At 54.2% G+C, this 18,129-nt stretch carries 19 protein-coding genes and 2 tRNA genes; 8 read left to right on the top strand and 13 right to left on the bottom strand.

Going from position 1 to position 18,129, the window contains the following annotated elements; all coding sequences use genetic code 11:
- Positions 1-71: 71 nt before the first annotated feature.
- Positions 72-734 (bottom strand): curli synthesis inhibitor, encoded by a 663-nt coding sequence (gene csgI, locus AC2T6E_RS05390; RefSeq protein ID WP_108416027.1) that lies wholly within the window; start codon positions 732-734, stop codon positions 72-74.
- A gap of 171 nt (positions 735-905) precedes the next feature.
- Between csgI and AC2T6E_RS05385 the strand changes: the two genes are divergently transcribed.
- Complete coding sequence (locus AC2T6E_RS05385; protein WP_108416028.1) at positions 906-1,319, top strand: CoA-binding protein; 414 nt, start codon at positions 906-908, stop codon at positions 1,317-1,319.
- Positions 1,320-1,354: 35 nt separating this feature from the next.
- Here AC2T6E_RS05385 and hspQ read toward each other — a convergent pair whose 3' ends face one another.
- From hspQ to AC2T6E_RS05360, 5 genes are all read right to left on the bottom strand, one after another.
- Positions 1,355-1,672, bottom strand: coding sequence for a heat shock protein HspQ (hspQ, locus tag AC2T6E_RS05380; RefSeq protein ID WP_010429359.1), 318 nt, complete (start codon positions 1,670-1,672; stop codon positions 1,355-1,357).
- Between the two features lie 60 nt (positions 1,673-1,732).
- On the bottom strand, positions 1,733-2,923 hold the full coding sequence (gene rlmI / locus AC2T6E_RS05375; RefSeq protein WP_108416029.1) for a 23S rRNA (cytosine(1962)-C(5))-methyltransferase RlmI: 1,191 nt from the start codon (positions 2,921-2,923) through the stop codon (positions 1,733-1,735).
- 91 nt (positions 2,924-3,014) lie between these two features.
- Entirely contained in the window at positions 3,015-4,616 is a 1,602-nt protein-coding gene (locus AC2T6E_RS05370) for a glycoside hydrolase family 43 protein (RefSeq protein ID WP_486690791.1), read from the bottom strand.
- 35 nt (positions 4,617-4,651) lie between these two features.
- Entirely contained in the window at positions 4,652-5,965 is a 1,314-nt protein-coding gene (locus AC2T6E_RS05365; protein ID WP_486690789.1) for a glycoside-pentoside-hexuronide (GPH):cation symporter, read from the bottom strand.
- Positions 5,966-6,138: 173 nt separating this feature from the next.
- Positions 6,139-7,026 carry a helix-turn-helix domain-containing protein gene (locus AC2T6E_RS05360; protein WP_089598382.1) on the bottom strand — a complete coding sequence of 296 codons (888 nt, stop codon included), beginning with the start codon at positions 7,024-7,026 and terminating at the stop codon, positions 6,139-6,141.
- Between the two features lie 144 nt (positions 7,027-7,170).
- Between AC2T6E_RS05360 and yccX the strand changes: the two genes are divergently transcribed.
- On the top strand, positions 7,171-7,452 hold the full coding sequence (gene yccX / locus AC2T6E_RS05355) for an acylphosphatase (RefSeq protein ID WP_120158493.1): 282 nt from the start codon (positions 7,171-7,173) through the stop codon (positions 7,450-7,452).
- On the opposite strand, the gene tusE is transcribed toward yccX, so the two are convergent.
- Together tusE and yccA are read right to left on the bottom strand one after the other, a co-directional pair.
- Positions 7,449-7,778, bottom strand: coding sequence for a sulfurtransferase TusE (gene tusE, locus AC2T6E_RS05350; RefSeq protein WP_010429378.1), 330 nt, complete (start codon positions 7,776-7,778; stop codon positions 7,449-7,451). The two genes, yccX and tusE, sit on opposite strands and share 4 nt — an antisense overlap.
- An 88-nt stretch (positions 7,779-7,866) precedes the next feature.
- A complete protein-coding gene (gene yccA / locus AC2T6E_RS05345) occupies positions 7,867-8,526 on the bottom strand; it encodes an FtsH protease modulator YccA (protein WP_023335168.1) in 660 nt (219 codons plus the stop codon).
- A 269-nt stretch (positions 8,527-8,795) separates the two neighbouring features.
- On the opposite strand from yccA, the gene AC2T6E_RS05340 reads away from it, so the two are divergent.
- The 3 genes from AC2T6E_RS05340 (at position 8,796) to AC2T6E_RS05330 (ending at position 11,204) form a co-directional block, all read left to right on the top strand.
- Positions 8,796-10,424 carry an ABC transporter substrate-binding protein gene (locus tag AC2T6E_RS05340; RefSeq protein ID WP_126816802.1) on the top strand — a complete coding sequence of 543 codons (1,629 nt, stop codon included), beginning with the start codon at positions 8,796-8,798 and terminating at the stop codon, positions 10,422-10,424.
- Positions 10,425-10,568: 144 nt separating this feature from the next.
- Positions 10,569-10,656, top strand: a tRNA-Ser gene (locus tag AC2T6E_RS05335).
- Positions 10,657-10,946: 290 nt separating this feature from the next.
- Positions 10,947-11,204 carry a YjhX family toxin gene (locus AC2T6E_RS05330; RefSeq protein WP_120158495.1) on the top strand — a complete coding sequence of 86 codons (258 nt, stop codon included), beginning with the start codon at positions 10,947-10,949 and terminating at the stop codon, positions 11,202-11,204.
- A 107-nt stretch (positions 11,205-11,311) separates the two neighbouring features.
- Here AC2T6E_RS05330 and AC2T6E_RS05325 read toward each other — a convergent pair whose 3' ends face one another.
- Positions 11,312-12,148 carry an alpha/beta fold hydrolase gene (locus tag AC2T6E_RS05325; protein WP_010429396.1) on the bottom strand — a complete coding sequence of 279 codons (837 nt, stop codon included), beginning with the start codon at positions 12,146-12,148 and terminating at the stop codon, positions 11,312-11,314.
- Positions 12,149-12,445: 297 nt separating this feature from the next.
- Here AC2T6E_RS05325 and AC2T6E_RS05320 point away from each other — a divergent pair.
- Positions 12,446-12,533 (top strand) — tRNA-Ser (locus AC2T6E_RS05320).
- A gap of 44 nt (positions 12,534-12,577) precedes the next feature.
- Here the strand turns inward: AC2T6E_RS05320 and AC2T6E_RS05315 are convergent.
- From AC2T6E_RS05315 to hpxO, 3 genes are read right to left on the bottom strand one after another with little or no spacing between them, the layout of a single operon-like run.
- Positions 12,578-13,513, bottom strand: coding sequence for a PDR/VanB family oxidoreductase (locus AC2T6E_RS05315; RefSeq protein WP_316383362.1), 936 nt, complete (start codon positions 13,511-13,513; stop codon positions 12,578-12,580).
- A gap of 11 nt (positions 13,514-13,524) precedes the next feature.
- Positions 13,525-14,559, bottom strand: a complete 1,035-nt coding sequence (gene hpxD / locus AC2T6E_RS05310) for a molybdenum cofactor-independent xanthine hydroxylase subunit HpxD (RefSeq protein ID WP_316383363.1) — start codon at positions 14,557-14,559, stop codon at positions 13,525-13,527.
- A gap of 17 nt (positions 14,560-14,576) precedes the next feature.
- Positions 14,577-15,731 carry an FAD-dependent urate hydroxylase HpxO gene (gene hpxO, locus AC2T6E_RS05305; RefSeq protein WP_126816797.1) on the bottom strand — a complete coding sequence of 385 codons (1,155 nt, stop codon included), beginning with the start codon at positions 15,729-15,731 and terminating at the stop codon, positions 14,577-14,579.
- 239 nt (positions 15,732-15,970) lie between these two features.
- Here hpxO and uraD point away from each other — a divergent pair, with 239 nt between their 5' ends.
- On the top strand, positions 15,971-16,471 hold the full coding sequence (gene uraD, locus AC2T6E_RS05300; protein ID WP_316383364.1) for a 2-oxo-4-hydroxy-4-carboxy-5-ureidoimidazoline decarboxylase: 501 nt from the start codon (positions 15,971-15,973) through the stop codon (positions 16,469-16,471).
- Positions 16,468-16,791 (top strand): hydroxyisourate hydrolase, encoded by a 324-nt coding sequence (gene uraH, locus AC2T6E_RS05295; protein WP_211446586.1) that lies wholly within the window; start codon positions 16,468-16,470, stop codon positions 16,789-16,791. Before uraD ends, uraH begins: the two co-directional genes overlap by 4 nt.
- Here uraH and guaD read toward each other — a convergent pair.
- The gene (gene guaD, locus AC2T6E_RS05290) at positions 16,771-18,087 is read right to left on the bottom strand and encodes a guanine deaminase (RefSeq protein WP_431642013.1); all 1,317 of its coding nucleotides are present in this window, start codon (positions 18,085-18,087) and stop codon (positions 16,771-16,773) included. The two genes, uraH and guaD, sit on opposite strands and share 21 nt — an antisense overlap.
- Between the last annotated feature and the right edge of the window lie 42 nt (positions 18,088-18,129).

Genomic DNA, 18,129 nt, shown 5'->3' with positions numbered 1-18,129 from the left:
CATCAGGTTAACTGACTACACGATGACGGGAACCGCCTGATGCTGCAAGAGAAAGGCGTAAAAAATGTGGCTTACGACGAAGGTTGTTGTTTTGCCCACTGCAAAAAGCGGGCGCGCGTATCGGGATCGGCCTGCTGGAACCAGAATTTCAGGCGTTGCTCCGTCAGCGTCTGGGACTGAGGCGGTATAACATCCAGCTCTGAAACACCGGATAACAGCGTACTGTCGTCGGCCATCATGGTGGCAAACTGCGGAAGAGAGGCGCGTTTACCCGCTTTGTTATAAGACTCGGTTGCGGCCTCGTAGTCCGTGCCTTTTGGCGAGGTGGTTAGCGCCAGAATATCAAGCTTCACCGGGATCGGCATCGAATCCCCATCCAGCAGCTCAATGCGCGGCGCGGCGTCGAAAGCGACGGACTCTTTTTCGTTCTCAAGCCGCGGCAGGGTAATGTTTACCTGACTGACCCGCTGGGTATTAAAGCTGACAATCAGTGGGGGAGAGATGTACATCCGTTGTTCATGATTCGCAAGACCGATCGTTTTTTCTACCCGAAACACCAGCTGATGCGGCCCGTTATCCAGTTCAATGCTCTCTGCGCCGCGCAATAATGAACTGGAGACTTTTTTTCCGTCCAGCACCAGCAGGTCAATATCAGTAGAGAGCCGAAGCGTGGTTGCAAAAACGCAAACCGGCATCACTAACGCAATCACAGCAGAGACAATGCCGGTTTTCATAGGTGACTCCAGTTGAAAATTATACCCGCAAGAATGTATCAAAATTTTTCGATAATCACGTTTACTAACATATAGACATAAATCACCGTTTTGCCCTCATACATCTGTATGGGATGAATGGTTGAGATGTGCGCTTTGGCGTACACTTTGAAAAAAGCCAGGAGAAAAAGCATGAGAGAGAATGATATTGCCGAGATTTTGACATCCACGCGCACTATTGCGCTGGTGGGTGCCAGCGATAAACCGGATCGTCCAAGTTATCGCGTGATGAAATACCTTCTCGATCAGGGCTATCACGTGATCCCCGTTTCGCCAAAAGTGGCGGGAAAGACGTTATTAGGCCAGCAGGGCTACGCCACGCTTAACGATGTACCGGAAAAAGTGGACATGGTAGATGTGTTCCGTAATTCCGAGGCGGCATGGGGTGTCGCGCAGGAAGCGATTGCCATTGGTGCGAAAACGCTGTGGATGCAGTTGGGCGTCATCAACGAACAGGCTGCCGTACTGGCGCGCGAGGCGGGTTTACAGGTGGTTATGGACAGATGCCCTGCCATTGAAATCCCCCGGCTGGGGCTGGTTAAGTAAAAAAAAGGCCCGATTATCGGGCTTTTTTTACACGCTCAGTTGCGCAGGCGCGGCGCCTGCAACTGCTTGCGGATAGTCTGCGCTAATTCATCCATCGTGGGTTGCTCCGGATGTTCATCCTGCAGCTCACTGCTTAACTGCGCCTCAGCGAGGTAGGTGTGAACGGGTTGCCCGTCGTCACCTTCCATCACCACGTGGTACCAGGGCGCGGCACGAAGCTCTGCATCAACCGCCAGCTCGTCGGCTGACGGTTCGTCAAGGGAATACTCCGGGTCGATATCCACGACCACACCCAAATACCCAAGCAAGGTGTGGCGGACCTGCTGGCCGATACCGAATTTGCTGGCAATCATAGTCACCTCCCGGGAAACATTACTTACACACGATGTGAGGGCAATATTTCTCTTTTCAAGTTACATGACGCGACAGGCAAACCCTTTCAGATACAGCCCTTCCGGGTAGGTAGCGATCACCGGATGATCGGCCGCCTGACGGAACTGCTCTATAAATTGTACATCACGACCAGCATCTATTGCGGCATCGGCGATGATTTTCTGAAATAAATCTGTGGTCATCAGGCCGGAGCAGGAGAACGTGAGCAGAACCCCGCCCGGGTTCAGCAGCTGGATAGCCAGCATGTTGATATCTTTATACCCGCGGCATGCACCCATCAGCTGGCTTTTGTTTTCCACAAACTTAGGCGGATCCATGACGATAACATCGAACTTCTCGCCCTGATCGCGATATTTACGCAGCAGCTTGAAGACGTCATCACGTACAAACTCCGCTTTGCTCAGGTCCAGTTTGTTTAGCTCAACGTTCTGTTTCGCCACGTCCAGCGCTTCCTGTGACGTATCCACGCTAACGACCTGGGCACAGCCGCCCATCAGCGCAGACACCGCAAAACCGCCCGTGTAGGAGAAGCAGTTCAGCACGCGCTTGTTCGCCACGTACTGACGGGTTGCCAGACGGCTGTCGCGCTGGTCGAGGTAGTAACCTGTTTTGTGGCCGCCCTGAATATCCACCAGCAGCTTCATGCCGTGTTCTTCGATAGGCAGCAGGGCAGGCGGTAATTCACCGGTAACAGGCCCTTGCGTCAGCTCCATGCCCTCTTTTTTACGCACCGCCACATCGCTGCGGTCATAAATGGCGCATTCAGGGAACTGAGACTGAAGGGCGCTGATCAGGGCAGCACGCTGATATTCCGCACCTGCGCTTAACAGCTGCAGCACCATAAAGTTGCCGAAGCGATCGATGGTCACGCCCGGCAGACCGTCGGACTCACCGGCGATCAGCCGATAGCTGTCCAGCCCGTCACGTTTTGCCAGCCACTCACGCCACTGCTGAGCCTGCTGCAGGCGGCGGACGAAGAAATCGATATCGATGGTTTCATCTTTATCGAACGTCCAGACGCGAGCGCGGATCTGTGATGCTGGCGAGTATGCGCCGCGCGCTAACCATTTCCCCTGATGGTCAACGATATCGATGGTTTCACCGAGGTTGGCTTTACCTTCCATACGCGCAACCGCGCCGGAAAAGACCCAGGGATGGCGGCGCAGCAATGACTTCTCGCGCCCTTTGGCTAACACTAAACGTACACTCATAATTTCTATTCTGTCGATTGCATGGAAATGGCGCGTAGAGTAGCACAGAAGGCCAGTGGCAATCATCTGCGGACACTCTGCGCGCCCTTAACTAAAAATCTTCCGGGAAATAGGCAAAGTAGTCAAAATCGGCCGGGATATGTTCCCCCGTGAAATCCTGACAGCACATCCCGACAAAGGCACCGGTGAAGCGCTCTATGCCACGTTCCTTAAAATATTCATCGGACAGTTTGCTGTATTCAACATAACCCCCAATCGGGATCCATTTTTTTTCATCGAGTGAATAGTAAAAAAGAGCACCATCATCTTTGACGCAGACTCTGAGGTAAACCAGACCTTCTGCCGCAATTTTTACCCCTTCTCCTGTCGGTAAGGAGAATCGGTTCAGGTCATTAACCATCAAATTGACCGTCCGTTCTCCCGCGTCGTTACAGGATATGTTCAGATAAACGTAGTTGGTGGTGTCATAAAAGCAGACCAGCCCGGCCATCTGCTGGAAAGAGTGAGGCTTAAAATCTACGCATGTCTGAGCGGTATATATAAAATCGGTTTGTCTTCTTGCCAGCAGGCTTTGATAGTGCTGTGAACTCAGGGATTCATAACCCCGCAACCGTAACCATCCGCGCCTTTCCGTAAGCGTGCACATTTCCTCGCTTAAGGGGATGCGTAACGACTGATAGTGGAGGGGCAGCTCCGGCGTATCGAACTCATCCCGGGCTGGCGGCGTTGGCCACGGACGTTCTTTCAGGCGCGTCTGCACCGTTAATTCTGGCGTAATGCTGTTATTTGTTAAGCGCAGCCAGCCATCCTCCGTCCAGTAAACCTGCTGAATAGCGGTTTCACGACCCATCGGGCTGCGTCCTTTTGAGGGCAACGGTCGCCCGCATAAATGCACAATAAACCATTCTCCCAGACCGTTATCAAAAAGATCCGCATGGCCGACGCGCTGTAAAGGTAAACGGCAATCAAAGCGAGATGTCATCATTTGTCCGATGGGATCGGTTTCGTAGGGGCCAAACAGATGTCGGGAGCGCGCCAGCGTGACGCCATGGTTATAAAACGTTCCGCCTTCGGCCACTAACAAATAGAACCAGCCGTTCAACTCATAAATGTGTGGCCCTTCGGTGATGCCCAACGCGGTACCGGCGAAAATTTTACGGCACTCGCCGGTTAAGCGACTCTTCTGCTCATCGTATTGTTGGATGATAATGCCATTCCACTTGGGGAATCCTGCCTCCCCGCCGTCTCTGTAGCTCATCTCCATGCTCACAAGCCATTTCGTACCGTCACTGTGGTGGAACAGTGAGGGATCAATCCCTCTGCTATTGAGATACGTTGGCTCAGACCATTCACCTTCGATATCGTCCGTGGTCACGATAAAGTTATTAGGGTCCCAGAAACGACCGGTCACGTTTTTGACATCGGTATAGATGAGATAAAATTTTCCGGCATCGTAGCTGAGGCATGGCGCATAGATTCCACCGGAATTCGGATTCCCGCGCATGTTCAACTGACTTTTCCGCTTCAGGGGATGAGAAATCAGCCGCCAGTTTTTGAGATCGTATGATTTATACAAACAAATACCTGGAAACCATTCAAATGTCGATGTTGCTAAGTAATACGCCTCACCCACTCTTATAATGGAGGGGTCCGGATTAAAACCTGGGATAATGGGGTTAGTTATTATGGTCATCTTCGATTCCTGTTATGAAAATAGCGGTGGTAACGTCAGGCCTGTAACGCATTATGGGTCCGGTATTGCCTCATGATGAGGTACATCATGAAGACAAAAGCAGCGGGAATAAGCGTAAAGATAAGCCGCACAATCAGAATGGCGAGATCGGTTTGGATCGCAGCACTGCCCACATAGCCGCCCACGGTGAGCAGCCAGCCAATGATGGCACCGCCAACCGCAATGCCAATTTTTATAGCGAAAAGATTGGTTGAGAAAACTAAGCCACTCAGCGAAATGTTTGACTGTTTTTCAACGTTATCAATGATGTCACTGAGCAGGCTCCATTGCAGGGGGGCAGAACTGGCGTCGATGAAATGAATCAGACAGATCACCAGGCAAACCGGCAGGACGTATTCTGCAGGAATGGCGAAAAGAATAATTAAGATAATGGCTTGTATAATTAACGAAACTTTATATGACAATACCCGGTCATGATTTTTATATAATAGCGTTGTCGACAATGCGCCCAGAAATCGGGTGCAGAGAATAATAATAAGCACAAGCCCCACTAAATCGGGCCTTTTCAGATAGTAGCTAACGAAATAAATGGCTCCGCCTGTTTTCAGGATGCCAGCGATAAGGCTTGCAATATTGAGGCTGAAAATACAGCGCCAGTTATGATCTTTCACCACGACAGTCAGATCATCATAGATACCACGAAAGTTACGTTTTTTATCCACCGCTTTCGTGTAATGTTCCCTGGTCATGGCAAAGCAACAGTAAAACATGATAGTGCTGATCGCCCCCATAATCACCATCGCCAGAAAATAGCCTTTCTGTAGATCGCCTTCACCCAAAATTTTGGTTAACGGTAGCGCCACGACGGAAACAATAATCCCTCCTAAAGCAGCGAAGGCAAAACGATAAGACTGCATTGAAACCCGTTCTTTTGCATCACTGGAAATGTTATTAATCAGCGCGCAGTAGGGAACGTTAACGAGGGAATAAAAAAGCGAGAGGGCAATATAAGACACATACGCATAGACAATTTTGGCCGACTCGCCAAAATCGGGTGTATAAAACGTCAGGGCACCAAAAATACCGAAGGGCAGCGAGAACCAGAGGAGATAAGGTCTGAACTGACCGTACCGGGTCTGAGTATGGTCGGCCAGATAGCCAATGTACACGTCGGCAATGGCATCAAACGCTCTGACGACCAGGAACATGGTCCCCATATGAAAAGCGCTTAGCCCGTAGATATCTGTATAAAAGTAGGCCATGAAAAGCATTATCGTTTGCCAGATAATATTGGACGCACCATCACCTAACCCATAACCAATCTTTTCTTTGAATCCTATTTTTCTCATAATAAATACCTTTTAATCAGGATGAGTACGAATCCGAAATGAGTGGCCAGTCTCAGGTTAAAAGATAAATATTAAGAGCATAAAAAAATGTATGAGAAAGATGCTTTTATATAATTTTTTTGCGCAGGTAGATTTGTGCCGATCACAGTTTTATCAACGACGCGGTTTTACGCTTAAAGCTGCACGTTATGACCGGTTTTTAACTGTTCTGATGTCAGATTGCTGTTCCTGAATTTTTTAGGTGTAACGCCGATAACCCTTCTGAACTGGAAGCAATAGTACGCAGCATCTGTAAACTCACATTTGTAAGCAATGTCGGTGATGCTAAGTTCTGTATTACGCAACAGTTGTATTGACAGGGCGATTTTCTTTCGCAGAAGATATTCCTTGAAACTCACCTGCATAATTTTTTTAAACGTTCTGGAAAAATGACTGGGTGAGAGTCCGACCGATTCAGCGGCTTCGTTCAAACTCATCGTAAATGAGGTTTGCGTTTCCAGGTTGATCACAAAAGAGATAATAACCGCAAAGATGGATTGATGATCCGTCTCTGTGGCGATTTTGGTTGCGTTTTCGGCATGCTGCAGAACGGTGCTGAGTAACAAAATCATTAACGGCTTAATTTCTTTTTCAGAATAGGCCGTCTCATTGACTTCTGAGAACCATTTGAAAATAAATTGTAATCTTTCTGCATCCTTTTCCTCCAGGCAGGAAACGACACCCGTATGTGATTCCAGGGCGGGTACTGGATATTTCAGATTGCTGAGCGCAGTATGATCATATTGTAAGATAAAACGTTCATGGTCTGCCGTAAAATCCAGTTCCATATCATGCAGCGTGAGTGGGCTGACATAGACAAGCGTATTATTCTGGAGAGCGAATTTTTCACGGCCAATACTATAGCTGCCTCTGGCTTTGTAAAACCACATTATTTCATGTTCGAGATGCATATGTGGCTTGATGTACATTCCACCTTCCGGCACTTTTTCCTGTGCGCGTAATATGTAATTTAACCCGGCTTTCGTTTCCAGCTTCTCAAAGAAATAATCTGATGGTGGCATAGGTTTTTCCTAAAATTCATCTGTTTATCCTGTTATTTTGATACCATATTTTGAGACGATTTAAAAACCGGCATAATTTGCTATTCTTTGAATTCGAATAGAAAGAGGGGCGGGCTGCGCTCCGGACGGATAAGGAGAATAACGATGTCAAACGTGTGCACCATCGCCTGGGTTTACGGCGTCGTTCAGGGTGTCGGCTTCCGTTACAGTACCCAGCGCGAAGCCGTACAGCTAGGGTTAACGGGATATGCACGTAATATGGACGACGGCAGCGTAGAGGTACTGGCCTGTGGTGAAGAAGAACAGGTTGAGAAGCTGCTGGCGTGGCTGAAAGCGGGCGGGCCGCGAAGTGCGCGGGTTGATAAGGTTTTAACGGAACCGCATCAACCCGGTCGGGAGTACGTTAACTTCGGTATTCGCTATTAAATGCACTTCACCGGCTTAGGCAGGCCAGCAATCTTTGTTGCCTGTTTTGCCGGGCCTTTTGGAAACAGGCGATACAGATAACGGCTGTTACCTTTCTCTTCGCCGAATTTATTGGCCATGGCTTTGACCAGCATACGAATAGCCGGAGAGGTGTTGAATTCGAGATAGAACTCGCGCACAAAACGCACCACTTCCCAGTGTTCGGGGGAAAGGACGATACCCTCTTTCTCCGCAATCACCGCTGCCAGCGCTTCGCTCCACTGGCCACTCTCTTTGAGATAACCGTCGTTATCGGTCTCGATCTCTTTGCCTTCAAAACTCAACATAATCATTCACGCATCAGTCAAAAACCGCAGCAGTGTATCAAAAAACAAAGCCCCGCATAAGCGGGGCCAGGTTTACATTGCTGTAGCTTTAATCGCGGCTGGCGAAGCCCAGAATGCTCAGCAGGCTGACGAAGATGTTATACAGCGACACGTACAGGCTCACGGTAGCGCGGATATAGTTCGTCTCACCGCCGCGAATGATGTTGCTGGTTTCAAACAGGATGGCACCTGAAGAAATCAGAATAAATACGGCGCTAATTGCCAGGTGCAGGGCAGGCAGCTGCAGGAAGATGTTTGCCACCATACCCACCAGCACGACCACGACGCCCGCCATCAGCATACCGCCGAGGAAGGACATGTCCTTACGGGTAGTCAGCACGTAGGCCGAGCAGCAGAAGAACACCAGCGCGGTACCGCCCAGCGCCATACCGATAAGGTCGCCCATCCCGGCAGACAGATACGCATTCAGCATCGGCCCCAGGATGTAGCCCAGGAAGCCAGTGAAGGCAAACGCAGACAGAATACCAACCGGTTTGTCAGCAGTTTTGTAGGTCAGGAACATCAGGCCATACATCCCCACCAGCGTCAGGATCAGCCCCGGAGACGGCAGCATCAGCACGGTGCTGGCGGTGGCGGTGATCGCCGAAAACGCCAGCGTCAGGCTAAGCATGAAATAGGTATTGCGCAGCACCTTGTGGGTACTGAGTAGCGATGTGCGGTCGCGTGAAGATGTAATTATACGATCCATGAGTCACTCTCTTATGACAGATGTAATTAACGGCAAGAATAGGAAACGGCGCGCCAGTCTCAAAGTGGTTTTACCCATCTTTACTCAGCACGTTAGCGCTGATGCTGGTTATTTCTTCTGCGAAAATCATTTCCCACAGGATGAACAGCGGATTACGAATTTTATTCAGATCAACCTCTTATAGGTTACTGAAAAATATTGCCTTATTTCAATGCGGGCGCTAAGAGTTATTCCCGGATCGTCATAAAACAGACAATAAGGCGAAGGATATGAAACCACAAACACGCACTAACTTTACACTCTCTTTGTTAACCGCGGCCATACTGTGCACCAGCACGGCAAGCTGGGCGGCTAACGTGCCGGCAGGAACGCAACTGGCAGAGAAGCAGGAACTGGTCAGGAACAACGGCAGTGAACCCTCATCGCTTGACCCCCATAAAGTCGAAAGCGATGTCGAATTCAATATTATCAGCGATTTATTCGAAGGGCTGGTCAGCGTTTCTCCGAACGGTGATATCCAGCCGCGGCTGGCGGAGAAATGGGAGAACAAAGACAACACCGTCTGGACGTTCCATCTGCGTCCTGACATCACCTGGAGCGACGGCACCCCCATTACTGCAGAAGATGTGGTCTGGAGCTGGCAGCGTCTGGTCGACCCTAAAACCGCTTCGCCGTACGCCAGCTATCCGGGCAACATGCACATCATCAACGCTGCAGAGATTGCGCAGGGTAAACAAGCGCCCGATAAACTGGGCGTGAAAGCCATCAACGACACTACGCTTGAAGTCACGCTCACCCAGCCAAATGCCGCTTTCCTGGCGATGCTGGCGCACCCTTCGCTGGTGCCGGTGGATAAAGTGCTGATTGGGCGTTTCGGTGATAAATGGACCAAACCCGAGCATTTCGTCAGCAGCGGTGCTTATAAACTGTCGCAGTGGGTGGTCAACGAGCGCATTGTGGCCGAACGCAACCCGCGCTACTGGGATAACCCGCATACCGTTATCAATAAGGTGACGTACCTGCCCATCACCTCTGAAGCCTCGGATGTGAACCGCTATAAGGCCGGTGAAATCGACATCGTTTATACGGTGCCGATCAATCAGTTTGCGCAGCTCAAGAAAACGCTGGGCAGCGAACTGGATGTTTCTCCACAGCTTGCCACGTACTGGTATGAGTTCAATACCACCCGTCCGCCGTTTAATGATGCCCGCGTGCGTAGGGCGCTGAACATGGCGCTGGATAAAGACATCATCGCGGAGAAAGTGTTAGGGCAGGGGCAGCGCCCGGCGTGGCTCGTCAGCCAGCCGGATATCGGCGGTATCACGCTAAAAAACCCGGATTACGCCAGCTGGCCGATGGAAAAACGCATTGCCGAAGCCAAAAAACTGCTGGACGAAGCCGGTTTTAACGCCAGCCACCCGCTGCGCTTTAGTCTGCTCTACAACACGTCTGAATCGCACCAGCGCATTGCCATCGCGGCCAGCTCAATGTGGAAGAAAAATCTCGGCGTGGAGGCGAAGCTGCAAAATCAGGAGTGGAAAACCATGCTGGATACCATGCACACCCACAACTTTGACGTGGTGCGCTACGCCTGGATTGCGGATTACGATGATGCGGCGACGTTCCTCAACAACTACCGTACCGGAGACAGTGAAAACACCAGCCAGTACAGCAACCCGGAGTATGACCAGGCGTTAGTCAACGCGGCGAAAGCGAAAACGCCGGAAGAGCGCGGCAAATTCTACCAGCAGGCAGAGGATCTTTTAGGGCGCGACGTGCCTGCGATCCCGGTCTATCACTACGTGCGTACACACCTGGTGAAACCGTGGGTGGGCGGATTCACGCCGGATAAGCTGGGGTACTACTACACCAAAGATATGTACATCAAGAAGCACTAAGCCTGAACGCTGCATGTTGTGCTGAGAAAATGGCCAATACGTTGTCAATTCAACCGATTAAACGCGTATTGGCTATTTTTAAAGCGAACGAATGCCGTTGCTCTTTACAGCATGCAGAGAGGTGTTTATAGTTCGCCTCACTTAGGAAGCGTGGCCGAGCGGTTGAAGGCACCGGTCTTGAAAACCGGCGACCCGAAAGGGTTCTAGAGTTCGAATCTCTACGCTTCCGCCAAATTTAAACCCCAGGTTGCTCGTCAATCTGGGGTTTTTCTTTTGCATTGGCCGATCCGGCTCACATTTTTAAAAAACCGCTATTCCCCTATATAAAACAGGCGTTATCATTCACGCCGTAAATATCTTGCTATCTCTCACCGAGGCTTTGATGCTGGAGAATGTTTTCATCAGATAATCAGTTTCCCGCTCTTTTCAGGACGGACTGGTTATCGCTGCGCTTAAACCTTACGCACGCACCTGCAGGTGTGGGCTCGTTTTTACGCATGATGATTACACAGGTTTTCCAGTATGAATTTATCCCGTCAGGAACAACGTACCTTACACGTTCTCGCCAAAGGTGGACGTATTGTGCACGTCCGCGACAGTTCTGGCCGCGTCACGTCCGTTGAGTGCTACACCCGTGAAGGGCTGGTGCTGAGCGACTGCACGCTTAACGTCTTTAAAAAACTCCGCACTAAAAAACTGATCCGATCCGTGAACGGGCAGCCTTATCGCATCAATACCACCGGGCTGAACAACGTTCGCGCCCAGCTTGATAATCAGTAAACGGAATAAACAACGCCACCCTTGGGTGGCGTTGGCCTACGGTGGATCGTGCGAAATCTAGGCCGGATAAGCGCAGCGCCACCCGGCAAAAACAAGAAAGGTCACGTCTAAGAGCGGATAAAGGCCAGAATGTCCGCGTTGATAGTATCCGCATGAGTGGTATGCATCCCGTGCGGGAAGCCCGGATAAACTTTCAGTACGCTGTTCGCCAGCAGCTTGTCCTGCAGTAGAGAGGCATTTTTATACGGCACGACCTGATCGTCGTCGCCCTGCAGCACCAGTACGGGAACCGTGATGGCTTTTAAATCCTCCGTCTGGTCGGTCTCTGAAAACGCCTTAATTCCCTCATAGTGAGCCTTGGCACTTCCGATCATTCCCTGGCGCCACCAGTTCTGAATCGTGCCCTGCGAAACGTCGGCCCCGTCCCGATTAAAGCCGTAGAAAGGACCGCTGGCGACGTCGAGGTAAAACTGGGCGCGGTTGGCCGCCAGCGCTTTGCGGAAGCCGTCGAAAACCTCGATGGGCGTCCCACCGGGGTTAGCATCCGTTTTTACCATCAGAGGCGGGACGGCGCTGACGAGCACCGCTTTGGCGACGCGCCCCTGCGGTTGTCCGTACTGTGCAACGTAGCGGGCGACCTGGCCGCCGCCGGTGGAGTGGCCCACGTGCACGGCGTTGCGCAGGTCCAGGCTTTCAACCACGGCCGACGCATCGGAGGCATAATGATCCATATCGTGGCCTTCACTCACCTGATCCGAACGCCCATGACCACGACGGTCGATAGCGATAACGCGATAGCCTTCCGCAAGGAAGAAGAGCATCTGGTTATCCCAGTCATCGGCACTCAACGGCCAGCCGTGATGGAAAACAATGGGTTGCGCCTCTTTTGACCCCCAGTCTTTGTAGAAAATGTTGACGCCGTCTTTCGTTGTTACGAATGCCATACCGCAAACTCCTCAGTTAAAGGCAACATGATCGCAGGCTGAAAGGCTTGAATCCTCATCGCCCTGATTGATCCGGCTTTTTCACGTTCACCGTACCGGTAGAACCTTTAAAGTGTAGGAGAAATACCAGAAGTAGAAGGTTTCATTCCCGTTAAAAGCAGCCATACGCACGCTGGCCACGGGGGAGCAGGCCCTGCGTTTTACACCTCGGCTGAATGAGTTTTGCGCAGGCGCGTAGAAATCGAAAAATTCCTGCTTTACAAGGCGCTAATAGGTGTTTATAGTGCGCCTCACTTTGGAAGCGTGGCCGAGCGGTTGAAGGCACCGGTCTTGAAAACCGGCGACCCGAAAGGGTTCTAGAGTTCGAATCTCTACGCTTCCGCCAAATTCGAAAACCCTGCGATAGCAGTATCGCAGGGTTTTTTCGTTTTACAGCGCAATCACCAGTTCACCGGAATGGCTTCGGGAACAGCACAGCGCCACCTGCTGGTCCGGCGCGCCTTTTTCCGCCTCCGACTGCACGCTATCCCGGTGATCCACCACGCCGTCAATCACCGGCGTCAGGCACGCACCGCAAATCCCCATTTCACACGACAGCGGCACGTCTACACCGTTTTCCTGCAATACCTGGGCGATGGTTTTATCCGCAGGCACCGGCCAGCGCTCGCCGGTGGAGGCCAGTTTGACCGTGAAGATCTCGCCGGTTTCACCGCCTGCGGCAGGAGCAGCGGGCTGAAACGCCTCGCTGTGAAGATGGGCGTCATCCCATCCCTTCGCTGTGGCCACCTCACGCACTTTTTCCATAAAACCCGCTGGTCCACACACCCAGGCATGAAATCCTACCTCCGGCACCGGAATATGCTCACCCAGCACTATGCGCGGGCTGGCGGTATGAATGATGCACTCACCGCACTGCGAGAGTTCGCGCGCAAACGCCGCGCTTTCGCGGTTTTTGACGTAATAGTGCAGGGTAAACGGCGTTCCGGCCGCCTTCAGCTGCAGGGCCATCGCATACAGCGGTGTAATGCCAATTCCTGCCGCCAGCAGCAAAACCCGCTCTGCCTGACCAAGCGGAAACAGATTGCGCGGGGCGGAAATCATCAGCTTCTGCCCGGGACGCAGCGTCTCGTGAACGTAGCGCGACCCGCCGCGCGAGGCGGTTTCCCGCCCCACGCAGATAAGATAGCTCTCGTCCTGACATGGCCCGGTCAGGGAATACTGGCGCACCACGCCGCAGGGCAGGTGGACGTCAATGTGCGCGCCGGGCTGCCACGTCGGCAATGCTTTACCGTCTTCAGACACCAGCCTGACGGCGAGGCTTTTGTCGCCCTCGCGCCACAGCCCGTCAACAATCACGCTCAGCATATCGGCCTCCGTCATACCAGGAAAAACTCGCCAAAGCCCATTTTTTTCAGTCCCCGACGGTAGGCTATTGAGCTTTTGTCAGCGGGAATATGAGCTTCCAGCGTCAGGTCCAGCGGCAGGCTTTCCGGACGCTGAGTTTCCACCATCAGGCGATCCTCTTCGAAGATGCGCAGGTTAAAGGCATGCACGTCTTCCACCGGAATATGCAGGTCAAGGTTGCGCGCAATAGGGGCGAACATGCGGGTCACGCGCGATGACACGGGCGACGCGGCGTTCATGATGACCAGTCTCGACTCTCCCGGAAAATGAATCGTCAGAGTGGCGGTAAACGGCAGATGCATTTCAAAATGGCGCAGCCACTGGAACCCTTCTGGCACCTGCACGGGTGAACCGGCGGGATAGTTGCTCACGGAGCTCCAGTAATCCGCCACGAAGCCGAACGGCGTCTCCTGCGGCTGATAGGCGGGCACAAGCTGATTATTGGGATCGGCAAAGGTATCGGTGTGGATCCACGCAAAGTGCGCCACGTCCAGAAACCCCTCCACCTGTCGCCCGGCGAAGCCATTCACCTCAAACGCCGGGCAGTTGATCTGCTGAAATCCGGCGTCATCCCAGTGCGGCATGGTCGGCAGCGGCGCAGGATTGTCCGGGTCAAACGCCAGGCAGGTCCAGATCAGGCCGAAGCGCTCCTCCACGGCGTAGTTAATCAGGTTCAGCTTCGCCGGAACGGGCTGGTCGGGGCTGGACGGAATACGGTTGCAGCGCCCGTCCTCCCCGAAGCGTAGGCCGTGGTAGGGGCAGATGATCCCGTGCTCGTCGTGAAAGCCGAGCGTCAGCGGCACGCCGCGGTGCGGACAGACGTCACGGGCGACCACGACCTGGTCGTGGATCCGGTAAATCACCAGCTGTTCATCCAGCAGGGTCGCCTTGACCGGCGCCGGGCCGACGTCGCAGGCGCGTGCGACCGGGTGCCAGCATTTCGCCAGGCGCAGCCAGTCCTCTGGCTCAAACGTGCAGTGGGCGGGTGGAGTCGGTTCTCTTTTCATCGTTGTCCCTCTTGCATTCAGCCTAACGGGCCGCCCTGAATGGTCTCGCACAGACCGTTGATGATGCGCTCGCCGGTCTCCTCTTTGAGCTCCTGATACCAGGCCTGCGTCAACGCCATGTCTTTCCCGTGGGTGACGTCGCAGCGTTTACGCGCCTTCAGCACCAGGTCGCGCACCCGGTCGCAGCGCAGCGCCTCGTACTGCCGCAGCGCCAGCGTAATGCTGTGGTTTTCACGCAGGCACTCCCCCAGCACCACGGCGTCTTCCATCGCCGCACAGCCGCCCTGGCCGATATCCGGCGTGGTGCTGTGCGCGGCATCGCCGAGCAGGGCGACGTTGCCGCGCACCAGGCTGTCGAACGGCTCAATGTCGTGGATTTCAATGCGGTTGGTGGTCTCGGGATCCAGCGCCGCGATAAGCGTCTGCACCGGCGGCGCCCAGCCGCGGAAGTAGCCCGTGAGATCGGCGCGCAGGGTGGTGCGATCCTCTGCCAGGCCCGCGGGCAGCGGCACGTCAAAAAAGAAGTAGAAACGACCGCCGGAGACGGGCATCAGCGACACGCGTTTACCTTCGCCAACGAAGGTGGTCCACTGGTGCGCCGGGGCTATCTCTTCATTAATCTTCACCAGCCCGTTCCAGTTCACGTACCCGGCGTAGCGGCGCTCCGGGGTGTATCCCAGCACGTACGGACGAACCGCCGAGTGGCTGCCGTCGGCGGCAATCAGAAAATCGCCTGTTGCCGTGCTGCCATCGGTAAAGGTCACGCTCACGCCCGCGTCGTCTTCCTGAACGTGTTCCACACGCTTGCCGAACTGCACCCTGTCGCGACCCCAGAAGTCCAGCATTTCGCGCTGGAGTTCAGCGCGCGAGACGGGGCAGGGACGCCCTCCGGTACGCTCAACCAGCGGGGCAAGGCTAAAGCGGGTCAGGGTCTCGCCGCGCCGGTAATCTTTGTAGGCCATAAAACGCATCGGACCGCCGTAAGTCTCGATGATGTCGCCCATGCCGAGGTGCTGCATGCATTTCACGCCGTTAGGCCAGATGGAGATGGCCGCCCCGACGGGCCTGATCTCTCTTACGGCTTCAAACACGGTACAGTCGATGCCCGCTTTCTTCAGCGCGACGGCGGCGCTCAGGCCGCCAATTCCCGCACCTATAACGATTGCTTTCATGCTTCTCTCCTTTTGCAGGGTGTAAAAACATTCAGCAATTTGCGTACCAGGCTGCAGAGTGGCGAAAACTGCGTTGTGAGCGGTGAGTTTGCACTGCTAAGGTGCGCAAACGCGGTGAAGGTGCCTTTTTATGAATCAATAATTTCCTGTTGAGCTCTACGGAATCGACTGTTTCACACCTGCGCTCAGAATGGCGTGGTTTGTGCAAGAACCCGGAGGATGACAATAAAGGAGACGCTATGATCGCACTGCACGAGTTCAATCATCTTTCCCACGAAAAGGCGTTAGCGCTGATTCACCCTTGCGTGGCGCTCCCCGGCTGGGCCGACGCGCTGGCTCTGGGGCGGCCCTACGCCAACCGGGACGAATTGTTCAGTACGGCGAAAGCGCTGACGCACGCCTGGGACGACGCGGCGCTAGCGCAGGCCCTGAGCGCCCATCCACGCATCGGGGAAAAGCCGGCGGGCTCACAGGCAGAGGCGGCGCTGTCGCGCCAGGAGCAGGGCGCGGTGAATGAAGGTGATGCTGACCTTGCTCAGGCGCTGCGCGAGGGGAATGCCCGCTACGAAGCTCGCTTCGGGCGCGTCTTTCTAATCCGCGCGAAGGGCCGCAGCGGCGAAGACATTTTACAGGCGCTGCGCGCGCGGCTTGAAAACAGCGATGCGCAGGAAGTACGGGCTGCACTGGAACAGCTGCGGGAAATTACGTTACTACGTCTGGAAGGAGTCATTAGCGAATGAGCACACTCAGTACCCATATTCTGGATATCTCGACGGGCCAACCCGCAGAGGGCGTGACGGTTCATCTCGAACGGGAGGGCGAAATCATGGCGACGGGCGTGACCAACGTAAATGGTCGCATCACCGAGTTTGTCCCTTTCCTGCCAAAAGGCCGCTATCGGCTGGTGGCGGAGATCGGCGCGTGGTTTAGCGAAACCGGTCGCGACACGCTCTACCCCTGCGCGCAAATTGATTTTGTGACGGGAGAAACGGCAGGCGAGCACTTCCACCTGCCGTTTGTGATTGCGCCCGGCGGGTGGTCAACCTACCGGGGCAGTTGACCATACCCGCTCGCCGTTAACCCAGGTCTCGCTGATGTTGCGCTCGTCGCCCAGGGTCATCAGCACGAAAAGCTGCTCGTAGATATCCTGACAGCGGCGATTACGCAGGCGCTGCAGCGGCGTCACGTCAGGATCGATAACCACGAAATCCGCCTCTTTGCCGGGCGCGAAGTTGCCAATCTTATCGTCCAGCCTGAGGGCGTGCGCGCCGCCCAGCGTGGCGTGGTAAAACGCCTCGCTGGCGCGCAGGCGGTAGCTCTGAAGCTGGCCGACCTTGTAGGCTTCCCCCAGGGTGCGCAGCATGCTGAAGGTGGTGCCCGCGCCGACGTCGGTGCCGATGCCCATCCGCACCTTGTGCTGCCAGCAGGCGGGCAGGCGAAACAGCCCGCTGCCGAGAAACAGGTTCGAGGTGGGGCAAAACGCCACCGCCGAACCGGTGTCATGCAGGCACTGCCACTCGCTGTGGTGTAGATGAATCGCGTGGGCAAACACGCTGCGCTCGCCGGTCAGGCCGTAGTGGTGATACACGTCCAGATAGCGCTCATGTTCCGGCCAGAGGTCGCTTACCCAGGCCACTTCGTTGGGGTTTTCGCTCAGGTGGGTCTGCAGCCAGGTATCCGGGAACTCCTCTCTGAGCAGGCTGACCGCGGCAAGCAGCTCGGGGGATGAGGTCGGGGCAAAGCGCGGCGTAATGGCATAGCCCAGCCGCCCCCGGTGGTGCCAGCGCTGAATCAGCTCCCGCGTCTGCCGGTAGCTCTGCTTCGCGTCTTCGCTCAGGTAGTCCGGCGTGTGCCTGTCCATCATCACCTTTCCGGCGATTAGGCGCATGTTCAGGCGCAGGGCTTCGGTAAACAGCGCCTCGACCGATTCCGGGTGCAGCGTGCAAAACACCAGCGCGGTGGTGGTGCCGTTGCTCACCAGCTGGTTAATAAAGAATTGGGCGATCTCTGTCGCGTAGGCTTCATCGGCAAACTGGCTCTCCACCGGAAAGGTGTAGGTGGTCAGCCACTCCAGCAGCTGTTCGCCAAAGGCGCCGATCATCTCCGTTTGCGGGTAATGGACGTGGGTGTCGACAAAACCGGGCAGCAGCAGCCTGCCGCGCAGGTCGGTGTAGCCCTTGTGGGGGTCAAGATACTGCTCGCCGTCCTGCCACGGCATCTGCGCCAGGATTTTCCCGCTCTGTATAAATAGCAGCCCGTCCTCAAGGTAGCGCGCGTGTTGGGCAATCGCGTCTGCGCTGTCGCAGACCTGGGCAATATCAAAAAATGCGCCGCGGATCGCTGTCTGGTAATCCATCATGGTTCCTGCCTTCGTGTTTGCGTAGCGGGGTGAAAAGGC

Source organism: Enterobacter sp. B79-1 (genome assembly GCF_057444735.1).
The sequence above is the reverse complement of the archived record's forward strand: the minus strand, read 5'-3'. Positions and strand labels throughout refer to the sequence as shown.